The organism is Paraburkholderia sp. (assembly GCF_036488795.1).
GTDB lineage: Bacteria > Pseudomonadota > Gammaproteobacteria > Burkholderiales > Burkholderiaceae > Paraburkholderia.
This window is the reverse complement of record NZ_DASXHA010000039.1, coordinates 1-18,555: the sequence shown is the minus strand read 5'-3', so window position 1 is coordinate 18,555 and position 18,555 is coordinate 1. Positions and strand designations below refer to the sequence as shown.

At 63.2% G+C, this 18,555-nt stretch carries 19 protein-coding genes; 2 read left to right on the top strand and 17 right to left on the bottom strand.

The window, feature by feature from the left end; translation table 11 throughout:
* Positions 1-123 precede the first annotated feature (123 nt).
* The 6 genes from VGH41_RS04810 to VGH41_RS04785 form a co-directional block, all read right to left on the bottom strand.
* On the bottom strand, positions 124-498 hold the full coding sequence (locus tag VGH41_RS04810; protein ID WP_331596200.1) for a hypothetical protein: 375 nt from the start codon (positions 496-498) through the stop codon (positions 124-126).
* A 329-nt stretch (positions 499-827) separates the two neighbouring features.
* A complete protein-coding gene (nagE, locus tag VGH41_RS04805; RefSeq protein ID WP_331596199.1) occupies positions 828-2,603 on the bottom strand; it encodes an N-acetylglucosamine-specific PTS transporter subunit IIBC in 1,776 nt (591 codons plus the stop codon).
* Between the two features lie 91 nt (positions 2,604-2,694).
* Positions 2,695-5,253 (bottom strand): phosphoenolpyruvate--protein phosphotransferase, encoded by a 2,559-nt coding sequence (gene ptsP, locus VGH41_RS04800; protein ID WP_331596198.1) that lies wholly within the window; start codon positions 5,251-5,253, stop codon positions 2,695-2,697.
* Between the two features lie 39 nt (positions 5,254-5,292).
* Entirely contained in the window at positions 5,293-6,300 is a 1,008-nt protein-coding gene (locus VGH41_RS04795; protein ID WP_331596201.1) for an SIS domain-containing protein, read from the bottom strand.
* On the bottom strand, positions 6,293-7,396 hold the full coding sequence (gene nagA, locus VGH41_RS04790; RefSeq protein WP_331596197.1) for an N-acetylglucosamine-6-phosphate deacetylase: 1,104 nt from the start codon (positions 7,394-7,396) through the stop codon (positions 6,293-6,295). Before nagA ends, VGH41_RS04795 begins: the two co-directional genes overlap by 8 nt.
* A 64-nt stretch (positions 7,397-7,460) precedes the next feature.
* The gene (locus tag VGH41_RS04785) at positions 7,461-8,195 is read right to left on the bottom strand and encodes a GntR family transcriptional regulator (protein ID WP_331596196.1); all 735 of its coding nucleotides are present in this window, start codon (positions 8,193-8,195) and stop codon (positions 7,461-7,463) included.
* Between the two features lie 378 nt (positions 8,196-8,573).
* Between VGH41_RS04785 and VGH41_RS04780 the strand changes: the two genes are divergently transcribed.
* The gene (locus VGH41_RS04780) at positions 8,574-9,500 is read left to right on the top strand and encodes a bifunctional helix-turn-helix transcriptional regulator/GNAT family N-acetyltransferase (protein ID WP_331596195.1); all 927 of its coding nucleotides are present in this window, start codon (positions 8,574-8,576) and stop codon (positions 9,498-9,500) included.
* A gap of 158 nt (positions 9,501-9,658) precedes the next feature.
* Here the strand turns inward: VGH41_RS04780 and VGH41_RS04775 are convergent, their stop codons facing one another.
* The 6 genes from VGH41_RS04775 to VGH41_RS04750 form a co-directional block, all read right to left on the bottom strand.
* Positions 9,659-10,471, bottom strand: a complete 813-nt coding sequence (locus VGH41_RS04775; RefSeq protein ID WP_331596194.1) for a MetQ/NlpA family lipoprotein — start codon at positions 10,469-10,471, stop codon at positions 9,659-9,661.
* Between the two features lie 178 nt (positions 10,472-10,649).
* Positions 10,650-11,267 carry an SCO family protein gene (locus VGH41_RS04770; RefSeq protein WP_331596193.1) on the bottom strand — a complete coding sequence of 206 codons (618 nt, stop codon included), beginning with the start codon at positions 11,265-11,267 and terminating at the stop codon, positions 10,650-10,652.
* A gap of 4 nt (positions 11,268-11,271) precedes the next feature.
* Positions 11,272-12,177 carry a heme o synthase gene (cyoE, locus tag VGH41_RS04765; RefSeq protein WP_331596192.1) on the bottom strand — a complete coding sequence of 302 codons (906 nt, stop codon included), beginning with the start codon at positions 12,175-12,177 and terminating at the stop codon, positions 11,272-11,274.
* 5 nt (positions 12,178-12,182) lie between these two features.
* Positions 12,183-13,292 (bottom strand): COX15/CtaA family protein, encoded by a 1,110-nt coding sequence (locus tag VGH41_RS04760; protein WP_331596191.1) that lies wholly within the window; start codon positions 13,290-13,292, stop codon positions 12,183-12,185.
* Between the two features lie 93 nt (positions 13,293-13,385).
* Entirely contained in the window at positions 13,386-14,048 is a 663-nt protein-coding gene (locus VGH41_RS04755; protein WP_414696604.1) for an SCO family protein, read from the bottom strand.
* Positions 14,049-14,112: 64 nt separating this feature from the next.
* Entirely contained in the window at positions 14,113-14,829 is a 717-nt protein-coding gene (locus VGH41_RS04750) for an SURF1 family protein (RefSeq protein ID WP_331596189.1), read from the bottom strand.
* A 99-nt stretch (positions 14,830-14,928) separates the two neighbouring features.
* Here VGH41_RS04750 and VGH41_RS04745 point away from each other — a divergent pair, with 99 nt between their 5' ends.
* The gene (locus tag VGH41_RS04745) at positions 14,929-15,138 is read left to right on the top strand and encodes a twin transmembrane helix small protein (protein WP_090684914.1); all 210 of its coding nucleotides are present in this window, start codon (positions 14,929-14,931) and stop codon (positions 15,136-15,138) included.
* Between the two features lie 180 nt (positions 15,139-15,318).
* Here VGH41_RS04745 and VGH41_RS04740 read toward each other — a convergent pair whose 3' ends face one another.
* From VGH41_RS04740 to VGH41_RS04720, 5 genes are all read right to left on the bottom strand, one after another.
* On the bottom strand, positions 15,319-16,176 hold the full coding sequence (locus tag VGH41_RS04740; RefSeq protein ID WP_331596188.1) for a cytochrome c oxidase subunit 3: 858 nt from the start codon (positions 16,174-16,176) through the stop codon (positions 15,319-15,321).
* A 146-nt stretch (positions 16,177-16,322) separates the two neighbouring features.
* Positions 16,323-16,538 (bottom strand): DUF2970 domain-containing protein, encoded by a 216-nt coding sequence (locus tag VGH41_RS04735; RefSeq protein ID WP_331596187.1) that lies wholly within the window; start codon positions 16,536-16,538, stop codon positions 16,323-16,325.
* 33 nt (positions 16,539-16,571) lie between these two features.
* Entirely contained in the window at positions 16,572-17,186 is a 615-nt protein-coding gene (locus VGH41_RS04730) for a cytochrome c oxidase assembly protein (RefSeq protein ID WP_331596186.1), read from the bottom strand.
* A gap of 64 nt (positions 17,187-17,250) precedes the next feature.
* Positions 17,251-17,385 carry a cytochrome oxidase small assembly protein gene (locus tag VGH41_RS04725; protein WP_331596185.1) on the bottom strand — a complete coding sequence of 45 codons (135 nt, stop codon included), beginning with the start codon at positions 17,383-17,385 and terminating at the stop codon, positions 17,251-17,253.
* Between the two features lie 111 nt (positions 17,386-17,496).
* A partial coding sequence (locus VGH41_RS04720) for a cbb3-type cytochrome c oxidase subunit I (protein WP_331596184.1) occupies positions 17,497-18,555 on the bottom strand: 1,059 nt, incomplete at its 5' end.

The following is an 18,555-nucleotide window of genomic DNA, read 5'->3' as shown; positions in this document are numbered from 1 at the left end:
GACGGCGGCGGCTCTGGAAGAGCATCGTCATACGATGTATTGAAACCTGGCGGGATCCTTCGAAATACCGGGGACGTTCGGCACCCTGCGGTTCGATCACTCGTGCCGTTCTTCACCTCGCCTCTAACGGATGAAAGCAATCCGCTTCAAACAATCGGCGTACCCCGCAGGCTCCAGCACTTCGAAGCAGAAGCAGGTATCCACGCCCTTTTCCTTGACCGCGTTATGCAGAAAATCAAGGGCAAGCCGATTGCATTGCTCTTGATATGTGTTCCATTCCTGAACTTTCCTCGGGAAATAGTCCGCAATGACGTCGATATAGGGTTTTATCTTTTCACCCTCAAAACGGACCCCCTCGATCCCGGCAATCGCCAGGCCGGCACTCTCGCAGGCGACGACGAACCGCTGCGCGTCGTCGCCGCTCAGGAATACTTCGCCACCAGGCCGCACCACAGCGCGCTCGGTGAATGGTGCATAGAGTTCGCGTTGCTTCAACATCGCTGCTCACTTTAAATGGACTATGTCAGTCTGGACTATTCCGTCAGATACCTGAACGAATCTACCATCGACGTCATCGCGCCGAACAGCAATATCGATCGAGATAACCGGCCACATCTGCCGGCAGAGAGGCAACGCATGGGCGAAAAAAAGCCCGCATGCAAGCGGGCTTTCAAGTTCCTCATTCGCAGCGCAAAGGACGCGGCGCCATCAAACTCGATATACCGTCCGATCTCACTTTGGCCTTCGACGGCATCTCAAGGCGCCGTTTTCTTTCGTACCAGATCGGTCGAGCACGGAAGCGGTTGCCCGCTCCCGTGTCATCACGCTTAAGCCGTTTGCGCCGCAGTTCCGCCTGCCGCACCAGCCGCCGGCAACCGCGCCGACAACTGCTGCGCATACCGCTGCGCCGCGTCACCCACGACGATATGGAACGTATCCACCGACACCCACGCAACGTCAAGCGCAGCCAGCCGCTGACGATCCACCGCGGTCGGATCGCTGACCACGACGCGCAGGCGCGTCGACGCCACTGCATCCAGCGACAGGATATTCGTCGCGCCGCCGAACACGGCGAGCCAGCGCGTCGGCTCCGGATCGAGCGGCCCCGCTTGCGATGCGGAAGCTGCAGGCGCAGCCGTGGATGCCGCAGCAGCCGCAACCGGCTTCGCTTCTGCAACACCGCCGCCTTGAGCGATCGTCGTACGGATTTCGTCCGCGATGATGTCCGCTTCCGGCCCGATGATCACCTGCACGTTGGTCGCGCCGCGCTTCAACACGCCGCGCGCGCCGATCGTCTTCAGTTCCGTTTCCGAGACCTTGCTGGCATCCACCACCGACAGACGCAGACGTGTCGTGCAGGCATCCACGACCGTCAGATTCGCCGCACCGCCCAACGCAGCAATATAGCGCTGTGCGCGCGGCGCAGTTGCGGCCGCCGCCGGCGCCACGAAACCACCCTGCGCGACCGGCTCGACCTGTTCATCGGCACCAGCGGGTTCGCGGCCCGGCGTTGCCATGTTGAACTTGCGGATGAAGAAGCGGAACAGGCCGTAGTAGACCACCGCATAGATCACGCCGATCGGCAGTGCCCACCAGCCCTTGGTCGACAGGCCGTAGTTCAGCACATAGTCGATCGCGCCCGCCGAGAACGTGAAGCCGAGATGAATCCCCAACGCCGAGCAGACCGCGAGCGCAAGCCCCGTCAGCAACGCGTGGATCACATACAGCACCGGTGCGAGGAACATGAAGCTGAATTCGATCGGCTCGGTCACGCCCGTCAGGAACGAGGTGAGCGCCATCGAGAACAGCAGGCCGCCGACCATCGCGCGGCGTTCCTTCGGCGCTTCATGGAACATCGCGAGGCAAGCTGCCGGCAGGCCGAACATCATCACCGGGAAGAAGCCCGTCATGAACGTTCCGGCAGTCGGATCGCCTGCGAAGAAGCGGTGCAGGTCGCCCGTCACGGCCGCGCCACCCGGCGGCGTGAAGGTGCCGAACACGAACCACGTCAGCGAGTTCAGGATGTGATGCAGACCCGTGACCAGCAGCAGCCGGTTCAGCACGCCGAACACGAACGCGCCAATTGCGCCTGCGGTGGTGAGCCAGTGACCGGCCATGTCGATCGCCGCCTGGACCGGCTGCCATACATAGCCGAGTACGATGCCTATCGCCAGACAGGTGACGCCCGTGACAATCGGCACGAAGCGTTTTCCTCCAAAGAACGCCAGGTACTCGGGCAGCTTGATGTCCTTGTACCGGTTGTACAGCAGCCCGGCCACGATACCGGCCACGATCCCCGACAGCACGCCCATATTGAGCTTGTCGTTGATGTCCTTCATCACCGCGATTTCGACCAGATAACCGATCGCGCCCGCCAGCGCCGCCACGCCGTTGTTGTCCTTCGCGAAACCGACCGCCACGCCGATGGCAAACAGCAGCGGCAAGTTGTCGAAAATCGCGCCGCCCGCGTCGGCGATCATCTTGATGTTGAACACATCAGGCTGGCCGAGGCGCAGCAGCAAGCCGGCAACCGGCAGCACTGCAATCGGCAGCATCAGCGCGCGGCCCAGGCGCTGAATCTTCAGAAACGGATTTCCATCCATTGATACCTCCAGTCCTTGTCTCTTGTTAATCGTCGTTGAGTTGTTGCTATACGTGCTAATTGAGCGAATTGCGCCGTGGACCTTGTGAGGCTTAGTCCAGCGGCCAGGTTTCGCGGCTTACTGCTCTTACCGCCTGTGCCGATTCCAGCGCCAGGGCATCCTGGGCACGTTGGCGGCACAACTGATAATCGAGGTTGCGCACTCGCGCCTTGATGCCCGGCACCGAGACCGGATCCACCGACAATTCCGTCACGCCAAGGCCGACGAGCAGCGGCACAGCCAGCGGATCACCCGCCAGCGCGCCGCACACGCCCACCCATTTGCCGTGCTTGTCGGCGCCCTGCACGGTGGCGGCGACGAGACGCAGCACGGCCGGATGCAGGCCATCGGCCTGCGCGGCCAGATCGGGCTGGCAGCGGTCCATCGCGAGTGTGTATTGCGTCAGATCATTGGTGCCGATCGACAGGAAGTCCGCGTGTTGCGACAGTTGATCGGCCAGCAGCGCCGCCGACGGCACCTCGATCATCACGCCGACTTCAATCGGATCGGTACGGCCGAGCTCGCGCGCGAAGGCGTCGATGCGTTTGCGCAACTGGATGAGTTCGCCCACATCCGTGACCATCGGCAACAGGATGCGCACGGCACCCAGCGGCTGTACCGCCAGCAGGCCGCGCAACTGATCGTCGAGCAGATCCGGGTGCACCTGGGCCAACCGGATGCCGCGCAGACCGAGCGCCGGGTTCGGTTCGGGCGGCAGCGTCAGATAATCGACTTCCTTGTCCGCGCCCACATCCAGCGTACGGATGATCGCGGTACGGCCGCTCAGTGCATCGACGATGGACTGGTAGCTCTGACGATGCTCGTCAGTCGTCGGCGCCGCAGCGCGGTGGATGAACAGCAGTTCGGTACGCAGCAGGCCCACCGAGTCCGCGCCGTTTTCGACCGCGGTCTTCGCGTCGTCGAGCGTGGCGATGTTCGCGGCCACCTCGATGGCACGGCCATCCGCGGTCGCCGCCGCCTGCTGCGAGGTGCGGCGGTTCGCTTCGCGCACATCGGCAAGACGCGAGCGTTCGTGGCGCGCGCGCTCGACGTCGAGTGGGGACGGCGCAAATTCGATTCGACCAGCCGTCGCATCGACCACCACTTGCGTGCCTTCGGGAATCGCATGCAGCGCATCGCCGACCGCGACCAGCGCCGGAATACCGCCCTGACGCGCCAGAATCGCCGCATGCGAAGTCGCGCCGCCACGCGCCATCACGAGCGCGGTGACGCGCGAACGATCCAGCGACGACAGATCCGACGGCGTGAACTCTTCCGCAACCAGCACCGCTTCGTCCGGCAGCGAGCGAGCCGCGGCATTCGCATAACCGAGCGCGCGCAGCACGCGCTTTTCGATGTCGCGCAGATCCGCGGCACGTTCGGCCAGCAGCGCGTCTTCAATCTTCATCAGCACGGCGATCTGCGCGCGAATCGCTTCACGCCATGCAAAGCCCGCGCTTTTGCCGAGGCTGATCAGATCGCGCGCCGCGTCGAGCAGCGTGGGATCTTCGAGCAGCACGCGGTGAACCGCGAAAATGCCGGCCTCACCCACTGCGCCGCGTTGCGATGCTTCGCGCACCGTGGTATTGAGTTCGGCGTCGACGCCGGCCAATGCCTTGTCGAGCAGACGGCTTTCCGCTGCCGACGTGCCGCTCGCCTGTTCCGGCGGATCGAGATCCGCGTCGTCCCAGCGCACCAGCTTGCCGACCGCGACGCCTGGCGCCGCGCACACACCCGCGAGCGTATTCGGCGCGGGCGCCGCAGCGCTGGCCGCCGCAACCGGCTGCGGCGCGGGCGAAATTTGCCGCGCCGGCTTCTCTTCGACTTCACCATGCGCCTCGCGCAACAGCTCGCGTGCAACGGCATCGACCGCGGCCGCGGCTTGCGCGCCGACGCCGAGAATCTCGACCGTCGCACCTTCGCCCGCACCGAGGCCGAGCAGACCGACCACGCTTTCGATCGGCGCCTTGCGTCCTTCGTAGCGCACTTCGACGCGCGCATCGATGCCGCGCGCCGCTTCACGCGCCCGCGCCGCCGGCCGCGCATGCAGACCGCCCGCGTGCACGAGCTTGACCAGTTGACGCGCTTCTTCCGTTACGTTGGTGGCCTGACGCGATGCTTCAGCCGCCGCACCCGCTCGTGCACGCAGCACCAGCAGCGGCGTTTCGCCCGCCTTCAGCATGCCGCTTTCAGCGCGTTCGACAATTTCGAACGCATCCGAATTGGCAATTGCGATCACCGACACCAGGCTCGGCGCATTGCAGGCCACCTGATCCTGATCGAATTCGATCAGCAGTTCGCCCGTGCGAACGTGAGCACCTTGTACGACGTTCGGCGCAAAACCTTTGCCGTTCAATTCGACCGTGTCGATGCCGATGTGCAGCAAAATCTCCGCGCCTTCAGCCGTCGCGAGCGTCAAGGCATGACCGGTACGCGCCAGGTGCGTGACCACGCCGTCGCACGGCGCGACGAGTTTGCCGACCAGCGGATCCACGCCGATGCCGTCGCCGAACATGCCGCCCGAAAACACAGGGTCGGGCACGTTCGCCAGCGGCACGACCGGACCGGTCATGGGCGCGAGCAAAACAATATGGCCTTGGGAATGGCTCATCAAACGGGACTCCTCGACACGTCGCATCTGCTTTCTCGATCAGTGAGTTTCTGTGACTTTATTCAGATGGCGCGGCGCATCAGGGTTGCGTCCGCGTGCGGCAGCTAGACCGGCAGCCATCACATAAAAGGAAAGAATGGCGGCGATCGGATCGAGCGCCGCGTGAGCCGTCGTTGCGAGCGGCAAGGTGGCTTCGGACACGTCGTCCGGGGCGGCGAGCAGCACACGTGCGCCGCGCGCCTGCATGTCGCGGGCCAGTTGCAGGAGGCCGGCCTGTTCGGGACCACGCGGTGCGAAAACGAGCAGCGGGTAATCGCGATCGATCAGTTCCATCGGACCGTGGCGCACTTCCGCGCTCGAAAATGCTTCGGCCTGAATGCCCGAGGTTTCCTTGAGCTTGAGCGCGGCTTCCTGCGCAATCGCGAGACCCAGACCGCGGCCGATCACGATCATGCGTTCGACGCCGCGCAATTCCTCGACCGCCCTCGACCAGTCGAGCTTGCCCGCGCTCTGCAGGTTCTCGGGGAGACTGCTCAGCGCGGCGAGCAAGGTGTCATCGCGCTGCCAGTGCGCGACGAGTTGCGCGGACACGGACAGCATCGCGATATAGCTCTTGGTCGCAGCCACGCTCAGTTCAGGACCGGCGACGAGCGGCAGATGCCATTCGCACGCGTCGGCGAGCGGCGACTCCGGCGCGTTCACCGCCGCGACCGTCAAGGCGCCCGCCTCGCGCAATGCGCTCATCGTGCCCACCAGATCCGGGCTCTTGCCGGACTGCGAGAATGCCAGCGCGAGCTGATCGCGCACCTTCAACGGAGCTTGCTGCAGCGTGGCGACGGACATCGGCAGCGACGCGACCGGCACGCCGATGCGGCTCATCGTCAGGCTGGCGAAATAACTCGCTGCATGGTCCGAACTCCCGCGTGCGACCGTTAGCGCGACATGGCGCGGCTGTTCTGCGAGCTTTTGCGCCAGCGCCTGAACGCGTGACGTATCCGCGAGCTGCGTGGCGACCACTTCCGCGGACGCCAGCGCCTCATTAAGCATATTCGACAATTGATTCTCCTTCGACGTAGGTCGCGGTCAACGCCAGGTCACGATCGAACACGACCACGTCGGCCCACGCGCCACGCGCGATGCGACCGCGATCTTCGATGCCGAGATAGTCGGCGGCGTAGCGCGACAGACGATTGGATACGTCGGCCATAGGCAGGCCGAGCGAAACGAGATTGCGCAGCGCCTGATCCATGGTCAGCGTGCTGCCGGCGAGCGTGCCGTCGGCAAGACGCACGCCGCCCAGACACTTCGTCACATGCTGGCTGCCGAGGCGATATTCGCCGTCCGGCATGCCGGTGGCCGAGGTGCTGTCGGTCACCACATACACGCGCGGAATCGCCCGCATCGCCGCGCGGATCGCCCCCGGATGCACGTGCAGCAGGTCGGGGATGATCTCCGCGAATTCAGCGTGAGCGAGCGCCGCGCCGACCATGCCGGGATTGCGGTGATGCAACGGCGACATGGCGTTGAACAGATGCGTGAAGCCGCAGGCGCCGTGCTTGAGCGCGGCGACCGCGTCGTCGTAGGTGCCGAGCGAATGGCCGAGCTGCACGCGCACACCGCGCGCTGCGATCTCCGAGATGATGTCCATATGGCCGGAGATTTCCGGCGCAATCGTGACGACCCGGATCGGCGCAATCGACAGGTACTTCTGCACTTCCTCGAGCACGGCCGACACGGCTGCGTCAGGTTGCGCGCCCAGCTTGCCCGGATTGATGTACGGACCTTCCAGGTGAACGCCCAGCACGCGCGATCCGCCTGGCGTGCGCACCCGGGCGACGTCGCCGAGATTGGCGACCACGCTCATCAGCTCGTCGCGCGGAGCGGTCATGGTCGTGGCGAGCAGGCTCGTGGTGCCGTAGCGCGCATGCGTTCGTGTGATGGTTTCGATCGCGTTGCCGCCTTCCATCACGTCGGCGCCGCCGCCACCGTGCACGTGCAGATCGATGAAGCCCGGCAGGATATACGGGGCGTCGTTGGTCGACGGATCGACGCGCTCGCCTGTGAGCGTCGTGATGCGGCCGTTTTCGAATTCGAGCGTGCCGTCAATCCACCCATCGGTGGTGAGTATGTTTCCGGTCAGCATGAGTCTCTCTGATGATACGTAGTGCGATACGTCACGGTTTCGCGCGGCGCCGTGACTGGCGCGGTTACTGGCGCAACTCGGCGACAAAGTCGTAGTAATCGTTCCGGCAGTAGGTGTCCGTCAATTCGATCGCGCGCTGGTCGGCGCTATAGCCGATACGCGTGATCACCAGCAGCGCCGAGCGCGGCTCGAGGTCCATCAACCCGGCAATCTCGCTTGTCGCGTTGACCGCCCTGAAATGCTGCAGCGCGCGCACCACCGCCATGCCGCGCTGCTCCAGATAGCTGTACAACGACACGCCGATCGCCTGCGGGTCCGGCACGATCGAAGCCGGCAGCGCCGAATGTTCAACCGCCATCACGATGCCGTCCGCGCGCCGCAACCGCCGCAAGCTCGTCACGGCCGCACCGGGTGACAGACCGAGGTGCACCAGCTCGTCGCGGTTGGCAGCACGAATGCCGCGCTCCAGCCAGACCGAATCGGGACGAAAACCGCGTTGCTGCATCTTCTTCGTGAAGCCGGTCAGGCGCGACAACGGATCTTCGACCCGCGGCGTAATGAAGCTCCCCGCTCCGCGCGCGCGCCGGATCAAGCCTTGTTCGACCAGTAACTCGATTGCCTTGCGCGCCGTGATGCGCGACACCCCGATCGCATCGGAAAGTGTGCGCTCCGACGGCAACGCTTCGCCCGCCGACCACACGCCACAGTGAATGGCCGTGGCCAGATTGCGGGCGAGTTGCAGGTAAAGCGGCGTGACGTTGCGAGCGTCAGGCATCAGAGCGGACCAACGTGTTTCCATGGCTCAGAAGGGTTCGAAAAGCAGAGCGCGGGCTACGAAATGAGAGCCCATTATATAACCACAATAATACCAGTCAATCAGGTGGTCCCATACCGGGCAGGACGAGCTTAAATCCTTACAAAACAAGACGTTGAGAGCACTTTTCAGGCGTTTCGAAGGGGTTTTCGGTCATCGGGATTTACCCGTATCCGTATCCGTTTCATGTCGCGTGGCTGGATACTGGTTCGCTACCGCACGGATAAATCGACTTTTCGTCGATACCTTTGTAATACCAATACTCTGTCAGCATGGTTTCACCCAGGTTTTGCGGTTTTTATATAGGATGACGTCCGACAACTTGTTAAGTAAATTCCACAATAATTTCCGGGGAGCCGTACGTTGACTGATCCCACAGCGCTGAGGCGCGCTGAGGCCGTCCGCCACTTCAACCGCTTCTATACCCAGCACATCGGTGCGTTGCACGAGCGTCTGCAAAAGAGCTCGTTCTCGCTGACCGAGGTTCGCGTGTTGCATGAGCTCACACGCGGGCGCGCGCAGACTGCCGCCATGCTGGCGCGCAATCTCGGCCTGGATAGCGGCTATCTGAGCCGCCTGTTGACCAGCTTCGAACGCCGCAACCTGATCACGCGGCGCCCGTCCGAGAGCGACGCGCGTCAATCGCTGATCGCGCTCACGGATCAGGGGCACGCCGCCTACGAACCACTCGACACCGCGGCCATCAAGGATGTGATGTCGGTGCTCGAACGGCTCACGTCCGGTTCACAGGAGCAGCTGATTGGTGCGATGCGGCTGGTCGAGCGGCTGCTCGATGACCGCCCGCGGCGCGGCATCATTACCTTGCGGGCGCCGCGAATCGGCGAATATGGCTGGCTCGTGCACCGTCAGGCGATGCTGTTCGCGAGCGAGCACGACTGGGATCAGAGCTTCGAAGGCGTGCTCGCGCGCGTCATCGCAGACTTTACGCAGCATCACGATCCGTTGCGCGAGACCTGCTGGATTGCCGAACAGGACAGCGCGATCGTCGGTTCGGCGCTACTGGCCGGCGTATCGACGACAGTCGCGCGGATCCGGCTGCTCTATATCGAACCGGACATGCGCAGGCTCGGCATCGGCACGCAACTGGTCGAAGAGTGCGTGCGCTTTGCCAGGCGCGTGGGGTACACAAAGCTGACGCTTTCGATTGCGAGCGCGCTCGACGACGCGCGACGGCTCTGCGAACGGGCCGGTTTTGTCTGCGCAGCCGCCGCGCCCGAGCGGCGTTTCGGGCACGACCTGACAGTCGAACTCTGGGAGCGCGATCTGTGAGCCGCCCGATGGCGCGCGCCGTATAACAGCTAGGCTGGTCGTTGCCGCGTCACCGTGCAATAAAAAAGCGCCATGGTTTCCCATGGCGCTTTTGTTTTTCAGCCTGCGCGCGCCGGCTGCGAGGTGCGCCACGCGGCGGCGGACCGTAGCTCAGTGCTTTAGAACGACGGCACCATCGAACCCTTGAACTGCGTCTTGATGAACTGACGCACTTCTTCCGACTGGTACGCCGCCACCAGCTTCTTCACCCATGGCTTGTCCTTGTCCTGCGTGCGCACGGCGATCAGGTTCGCGTACGGACTGTGAACGTCTTCCAGCGCGATCGCGTCCGTGGTCGGCTGCAGGCCGCCGGCGAGCGCATAGTTCGTGTTGATCGCAGCGGCGTCGACGTCGGACAGCGAGCGCGGCAATTGCGCGGCATCCAGCTCAACCAGTTTCACCTTCTTCGGATTCCCGGCCACGTCGAGCGGCGTCGCGTTGTTGCCGTTCGAACCCGCGCCCGCCTTCAGCTTGATGACGCCTTGCGACTGCAGCAGCAACAGCGCGCGGTTTTCGTTCGACGGATCGTTCGGCACCGCGACCTTCGCGCCCTGTGGCAGATCCTTCAACGACTTCAGCTTTTTAGAATAGATGCCGAGCGGCGAAATGTAGGTCAGACCCACGCCGACGATCTTGTAGCCACGCTGCTTGATCTGGCTATCGAGGTACGGCTGGTGCTGGAAACTGTTGGCATCCAGATCGCCCGAATCGAGCGCGGCGTTCGGTTGAACGTAGTCGTTGAATTCAATGACCTTGATATTCAGGCCTTCGCGTTGCGCGACTTTCTGCACGACTGCCCAGACTTGCGCGTCGGGACCGGCCACGGTGCCGACCTTGATGACCTTGTCGTCGGCGTGCGCGCCGAAGCTGCTCACGAGGGCGGCGGCCGCAACCACTGCGGAGAGGGCTTTGAGGATGTTTCTGCGCTGCATGTGATTCTCGCTAATTCTGCTCGATGTCAGATTCGTGTGAAGGCTGGCGACGCGGCGGGCGCGCCGCCAACGGGAGCGCGAATGCTCTCACACCGAGGTTGAGAAGTGAAATACCGCGATCTCATATGGGTATGCAGGCTTCGCGTCGCCCCGCATCAATGCGCGCGCACGGCAAAACTCATTCGAGCAGCAGCTTGATGTCGTGCTCCCACGGCGCGGCGCCTTGTCCGTCGCGGGCGAAGAGACGCAGTTTGCCGTCCGGGTCGAAGACGTAGCTGGCGGCCGTATGGTCCATCGTGTAGCTGTCGGGCGTCTTGCCCGGCACCTTGGCGTAGTACACGCGGAAGTCTTTCGTGACCTTGGTGAGTTGCGCCTGATCCGCGGGGCGCAAGCCGACAAACGAAGGATTGAAGGCCGGCACATACTGCGCCATCAGGGCGGCCGTGTCGCGTTCGGGATCTACCGTGACGAACAGCACCTGAACGCGCTTCGCGTCCTCGGGCCCGAGTTCTTGCAGGGCCTGCGATAGCTCGGCCATGGTGGTAGGACAAACATCCGGGCAATGCGTGTAGCCGAAGAACAGCACCACGACCTTGCCCTTGTAGTCCGCGAGCGTACGCGTCTTACCGCTGGTGTCGGGCAATGAGAAGTCCGTGCCGAACTGGGTATTGCCGGTGATGTCGAGGTTCTGGAACGACGGCGCAGGTTTGCCGCAGCCTGACATCAGCGCGGCGCCGACGAGCGCGCAAGCCATCAAGGCAACGCGCGCCGCGCGCGTGAGCCGGTGTGTGAGCATGGTGTTACGCGCCGATCAGGACACGTGCATAGTGATCGATCAATAGCGCAGCGAACAGCAGCGACAGATAAATGATCGAGTAACGGAAAGTGGCGTGCGCCAGCGTGTCGGAGTATTCGCGGTAGATCTTCCACGCATAAGCGAGGAACACCGCGCCGAGCAGCACCGCCGCTATCAGATACACGACACCGCTCATCCCGGAGATGAACGGCATCAGCGTGACCGCAAACAGGATCACCGTGTACAGGAAGATGTGCAGCCGCGTGTATTGCTCACCGTGCGTGTTGGGCAGCATCGGCAAGCCGGCGTTTTCGTAGTCTTTGCGGCGGTAGAGTGCGAGTGCCCAGAAATGCGGCGGCGTCCACACGAAGATGATCAGCACGAGAATCCACGCATCACCCGGCACGTGACCGGTGACCGCGGCCCAGCCGAGCGCCGGCGGCATCGCACCCGACGCCCCGCCGATCACGATGTTTTGCGGGGTGGCGGGCTTGAGCAACAGCGTGTAGATCACCGCGTAACCGACGAAAGTGGCGAGCGTCAACCACATGGTCAGCGCGTTGGCGAACGTGCAGAGTGTCCACGCGCCAAGCCCGCCGAGCACGGCGGAAAACAGCAGGATTTGGGTGGTGGTGATTTCGCCGCGCGCAGACGGCCGCCATGAAGTGCGGCGCATTTTCGCGTCGATTTTCTGTTCGACGAGGCAATTGATGGCAAACGCCGCGCCGGCCAGCAGCCAGATGCCCACGGTGCCGCCGATCAACACGGTCCACGGCACCATGCCGGGCGTGGAGAGGAACATACCGATGACCGCGCAGAATACGGCAAGCTGCGTGACGCGCGGCTTGGTCAGCGCGATGTACTGTGAGATCCGGCTACCCGGGGTCTGGGAAAGAGTTGTGCTGTCCATGAGGGTCAAGCCGGAGCAGCATCACGCGCAGGCAACGCGGCGCGGCCGGTACGGCTATAAGCAATTCGAAAGTTTAGCATAACGAGCAGGAGCAGCAGGATCGCGGCGCCACCGTTATGGGCGACTGCAATGGGCAAGGGCCATTGTAGGACGATGTTCGACAAGCCGGTGATGAACTGGATCAACACCACCAGCAATACACCGTTGGCGGGCCGCCGCAGTGATTCGAAGCGGCGCACTTTCAGTGCAAACCAGAGCAGATAGGCGATGACGAGAATCGCGAAGGTCCGATGCGTCCAGTGGATGGCCACCAGTGCGTCCTGAGTGATCATTTCACCGTCGCCGGTCATGCCGAGTGCGCGCCAGAGGTGGAAGCCGTGAGTGAAATCCATCGGCGGAACCCATTGGCCGTTGCAGGTCGGGAAGTCGGTGCAGGCGAGCACCGCGTAATTGGTGCTGACCCAGCCGCCCAGCGCGATCTGCACGATCAGCAGCGCAAGTCCGACGAGCGCCGCCGCGCGCCACGGCGCGGCCTCGGGTTCGTACGCGGGCAGCGGCGTCTGACGTGCCGCCAGCCAACCCAGCGTGCCGAGCAGCGCAAGACCCAGCAGCAAATGGGTGGTGACGATCACAGGTTGCAGCTTCAGGGTCACCGTCCACGCGCCGAATGCGCCCTGCACGAGGATCAGCAGTAACAGCGACGTGGGCCACCACGGCGACACATGCAGCGGCCGCCGCTTGATGCGCGCGGTCCACGCAATCACGGTCTGCGCGACGATCAGCACGCCGATCGCCATCGCAAAGTAACGGTGGATCATTTCGATCCACGCCTTGGTCATGCTGACGGGCCCGGTGGGCATGGCCTGGTGCGCCGCGGCGATGGCCGCGTGCGCGATGAACGGCGACGACGTCCCATAGCAGCCGGGCCAGTCCGGACAGCCGAGACCGGAATCGGTCAGGCGCGTGAAGCCGCCGAACATCACCAGGTCCAGCGTCAGGAAGGTGGTCACCCAGACGAGCTTGCGAAATTTGTTGTCGTCAGCCTTGACCCAGATAAAGGACAGCGGCAACAACGCAATGCACAAGCCGATCAGGCCCAGTTGCAATACAAACATCTTCTTCTACCTTCTCGCGATAGGCGCGGCGGCCATAGTCCTACAAACGGCCCGACACGCGATACATCTTGCCCTGCGATAAAACGTCGCACGTCAGCCGATGCTCGACCATTTCAGCAGCCTGGTGATGTCACCCTTGATCTTGCTCGGATTCGGATCTTTCGGGAAACGCATCATCAGATTGCCGTTCGGATCGACCACGAAGATGTGGTCGGTGAGCGTCGTACCCGCGTCCACGGGCAGCCACGCGGCGAGCGCGGCGGGGTCCGAGATCAGCTTGCGGGTGTCCGGGTACGCGGTCTGGATCACGCCGGCGACGTTCGACGGATCGGTGCGCAGCCATACTTCGACCACCCGCTCACGCTCCGGCCCTTGCGTCGCGCGCACCTGGCGCATGAAGTAGAGCTTGGTCACGCAGGCCTTGTCGCACGCGCTGCTGTCCACGGACACCAGCAGCCACCGGCCACGCAGCGCGGCGAGCTTGACCGGCTTGCCGTCTTCGCCCGTCACGACGAGCGCGTCGGGGATCGGCCGCTGCGGTTCGATCAGTGTGCCGTAGCTCGTCGTACCGCCGCTCGGCTTGATCACGTAGTACGTGAAATACGAGCCGACGACCGGTGCAGCGCACACCAGCGCGATCAGCAGCATCATCCAGCGGCCGCGCTGCCACGAGCCTTTGCGAGGGGACTGTCCGGCCATGATCGCGGGTCCTGCGGGTTTGCCGGACTGCGGCGAACGGGGAGATTGCGTCGACACTACGAGACCTCTTTCAATGGATGGCGCGGCGTGGCGATCAGGCCGCCGCGCCGCGTGCAATACGCTAGACGCCCGGCGCGTGCTCTTTTTTCGCGGCACGGCGCGCCGCGTACAAACCGAAGCCGACCGCCGCGACCGCCATGCCCCACCACTGGAACATGTAGCCGTAGTTGCGATCGACGTCGGTGATCGGCACCGGCCAGTCGCGCACCAGTTTGTCGCCGTCGTCGCTCAACTGCTGGATCACGAATGGCTGCAGCGGCAAGCCGGTTTCCTCGGCATAGGTGGTCACATCCAGATTCTGGCGAATCAGTTGATGCGCCGCCGAGCCGCCCTGCCCCAACTCGAACGCACGCGTTGCATCTGCGCGCGCAATACCTTCGATTTCGATCTGCCCCGGCGGCGTGACGTACGGCGCAATGGCAGTGCGATCCGCGATATTGCGCGGCAACCAGCCGCGATTGACCAGCACGTAGCCGCCGTCCGCAAGTTTAAAGGGCATCACGACATAAAAACCCGGCTGGTCGTTATAGGGCCGATTATCCAGGTACACCACCTTGTCCGGCACAAACGAGCCGCGCGCGCTGACGCGATGAAACTCGATGTCCTGCAGCGCCAGCGGGGCCGCGCCGACGGGCTGCGGCGGCGCGTTTTCGAACTGCGTGATACGCGCCTGCAGCGCCTCCTTCTGATGCGCGCGATCGCGTTGCCAGAAGCCGAGCCGCACCGTCACCGCGACGACGATCAGGATCAGCAGCGCGGGCAACCAGCGGATCTTCATTGGAGCCGCTCCGCCGCAACGCGCGGCGAAACCCGCCTCGAAACGCACGGTGCGATAATAGCCACATTGCCCTCGCGCTCCTGATTTTCAGCGGATTTCATGCACATTCTCGTTCCTATCGCCTTCGCGCTGATCATTGCCAGCATGGCCTCGGCGCTGTACTTCATGATGCACGACAAGGGTAAGACGAAACGCATGGTCTGGTCGTTGGCCACGCGTGTCGGCCTGTCGATTTCTCTGTTCCTGTTCATCCTGTTTGCACACTGGATGGGCTGGATTCAATCGACCGGTATTCCCTACGGTCGCTAGGCGGCGCGCAGCGTAAGCTCATAAGCAAAACGCCGCCCTGACAGGGTCGAGGGCGGCGCTGCATCAAGCCTGCATCTTACTCGTGGGCTCCACTGCTTGCAGCGAAGCGGGCAATTGCCTGCGCCGACCGGTAACGGGTTCCGCGAAGTACGCGGTGTGCGGCGTGCAGGCCAAACAGCGTTACAGCCAGTAGACGACCACGTACAGCCCGAGCCACACCACGTCCACAAAGTGCCAGTACCAGGCCGCGCCTTCGAAGGCGAAGTGGTGGTCGGCCGTGAAGTGTCCGCGAATCACCCGCACCAGCACTACCGTCAGCATCGTGCCGCCGAGGAACACGTGGAAACCGTGGAATCCGGTCAGCAGGAAGAAGGTCGAGCCATACACGCCCGAAGCCAGCGTCAGGTTCAGCTCGTTGTACGCGTGGTAATACTCGAAGCCCTGCAGGAACAGGAAGCACAGGCCCAGCACGATGGTCGCGCCCAGCCAGATGATGGTCTTGTTGCGATGGTTTTCGCGCAGCGCATGGTGGGCGACGGTCAGCGTCGCGCCCGACGACAGCAGCAGCGCGGTATTGATGGTCGGCACCGGCCACGGCTGCATGGACTTGAAGTGCGACACCAGGGTTGCCGGGCCGATATTGGGCCACACCGCGGTGAAATCCGGCCAGATCAGCTTGTAGTCGAGGCTGCCCAGCTGATGCATGGCAATTTCACGCGCATAGAACAGCGCACCGAAAAATGCACCAAAGAACATCACTTCCGAGAAGATGAACCAGCTCATGCTCCAGCGGTACGACTTGTCGACATTCTTGCCGTACATGCCGCCTTCGGACTCCGCGATGGCGTCGCCGAACCAGTGCCATAAGGTAAAGAGCAGCCACAGCAGACCCGCGAACACCGTGATGGGCGCCCAGCTCTCCCCATTGATCCACGCCGCCAGCGAGGACAGCATGACCAGCAGCCCAACGGCCGCACTGATGGGATGCCGCGACGGATGCGGTACGAAATAGTACGGGCTCTCGTTTTGACCGCTCATTCTTGATTCTCCACTTCAGTCCAGTTATTCCGCTTGATCCGGTTTAGGCCGGCTGTCTCTTGCGCAGCACGTGGATAGCGCACTGCTCCCCTCTGAATTCTTTCGGACCACTTCGGGTCCTACGCTGCCGGTTCATGCCGGCCACGTCACCCCACCACCGCGCGCACGACGAGAATCAGTATGGCGATGAAGATGGCCGCACCAATCAGCGCCGCGGCCAGCACGTGCAGCGGGTTGAGCGAAGTCGCGTCCGCTTCCAGATCGCGCCGCTTGCGCACACCAAAAAACGCCCACAACACCGCCTTCATGGACTGGCCGAAGCTGCTCTTCCGGACGCCGTCCCCACCCCTGTTGTTGCTCATTACCGTCATCGTCCTCGCCGTTGATGCGTGCCATCAGGCGGGATCGGCCTGCGTTGCCGCGACCTTGTCTGCCTGCCCTGCCGCCCCGCTCGAGACCGGTGCCGGCGTGTTCAATTCGAAGAACGTGTAGGACAGCGTGATCGTCTTCACGTCCTTGGGCAGCTTCGGATCGACGACGAACACCACCGGCAACCGCTTCGTCTCGTTCGCAGCCAGCGTCTGCTGCGTAAAGCAAAAACACTCGATCTTCTTGAAGTACCCGGTGGCCTGCTTCGGCGCGTAGCTCGGAATGGCCTGCGCGTGAATCGTGCGCGCCTGTTCGTTGCTGACCGTGTACATCACCGTCATCACCTGACCGGGATGCACGTCGAGGCTGTGCTGTTCCGGCTTGAAACCCAACGGCCCGCGCGCGTTCGCATCGAACTCGACCGAAATCGTGCGGCTCATATCCACCTGCGTGTTCTTCGCTTCCCGCGCCGTCGTATCGCGCTGCACGAGATTGTTGATGCCGGTAATCTGACAGATTGCGCGATACATCGGCACCAGCGCGAACCCGAAGCCGAACATCAGAAACGCGACGACGACGAGCTTGATCAGCATGGACCGGTTAAACGAGCGGTCGGTCTCGGCCGGCGGTTGCGTCGACATCGAACTTCCTCAACAAGCCATCAAACCAGCACAAGGCCAGGCGCCAAAGCCACCCGGCCGTCAATCAGGAAAAAAAGCTCCGCTTGACGAAGATCCCGACAAAAAACGCCGCGGCAATCGCAAACATGATCAAACCGAGCCGAACGTTGCCTGCGCGGATTTCCTCAGGCGTGCGTCTTTGGTGTGGATTCCGGGTCATGCTGACTTTCTTGGTACGTCACTGATAGAGACGCCGCTCGACTGCCGCGGGCTTCGCGGAGTTCCCGGTGCGGCTTGCGCCTGAGCCGGGAACCCTGCTTCGACATTTCGCTTACTCGACTGTCGGCGGATGCTCGAAGGTATGGAACGGAGCCGGGCTCGGCACGGTCCATTCGAGGCCCGTCGCGCCGTCCCACGGCTTGTCGCCGGCCTTTTCGAGCTCGCCGCCGCCGCGATACGCCGGCAACGCGACCGCAAACAGGAAGTACACCTGCGCGAGACCGAAGCCGAACGCGCCGATCGTAATGACCTGGTTCCAGTCGGTGAACTGCGCCGGGTAGTCTGCGTAACGACGCGGCATACCGGCGAGACCCACGAAGTGCATCGGCAGGAACGCGAGGTTGAAGAAGATCATCGACGCCCAGAAGTGGATCTTGCCGCGCGTCTCGTTGTACATCCAGCCGGTCCACTTCGGCGACCAGTAGTACCAGCCGGAGAAGAGCCCGAACAGCGAGCCCGCCACCAGCACGTAGTGGAAGTGCGCCACCACAAAGTAGGTGCCGTGATACTGGATGTCGAGCGGCGCCATGGCGAGCATCAGGCCCGTGAGACCGCCGAACGTGAACACGAACAGGAAGCCCACCGCGAAAAGCATCGGAGTTTCGAAGGTCAGCGAGCCGCGCCACATCGTGGCGACCCAGTTGAACACCTTCACGCCCGTCGGCACGGCGATCAGCATGGTCGCGTACATGAAGAACAGCTGGCCGGTCACCGGCATGCCGGTCGCGAACATGTGGTGCGCCCAGACCATGAACGACAGAATGGCGATCGACGACGTGGCGTACACCATCGAGCTATAGCCGAACAGCGGCTTGCGCGCGAACGCCGGGATCACCTGCGACACGATCCCGAACGCCGGCAAGATCATGATGTACACCTCGGGGTGGCCGAAGAACCAGAAGATATGCTGGTACATCACCGGATCGCCGCCGCCCGCTGCGTTGAAAAACGACGTGCCGAAGTGGCGATCGAACAGCAGCATGGTGATCGCGCCGGCCAGAACCGGCATCACGGCGATCAGCAGGTAGGCGGTGATGAGCCACGTCCAGACGAACATGGGCATCTTCATCAGCGTGAGACCCGGCGCGCGCAAGTTCAGGATCGTCACGAC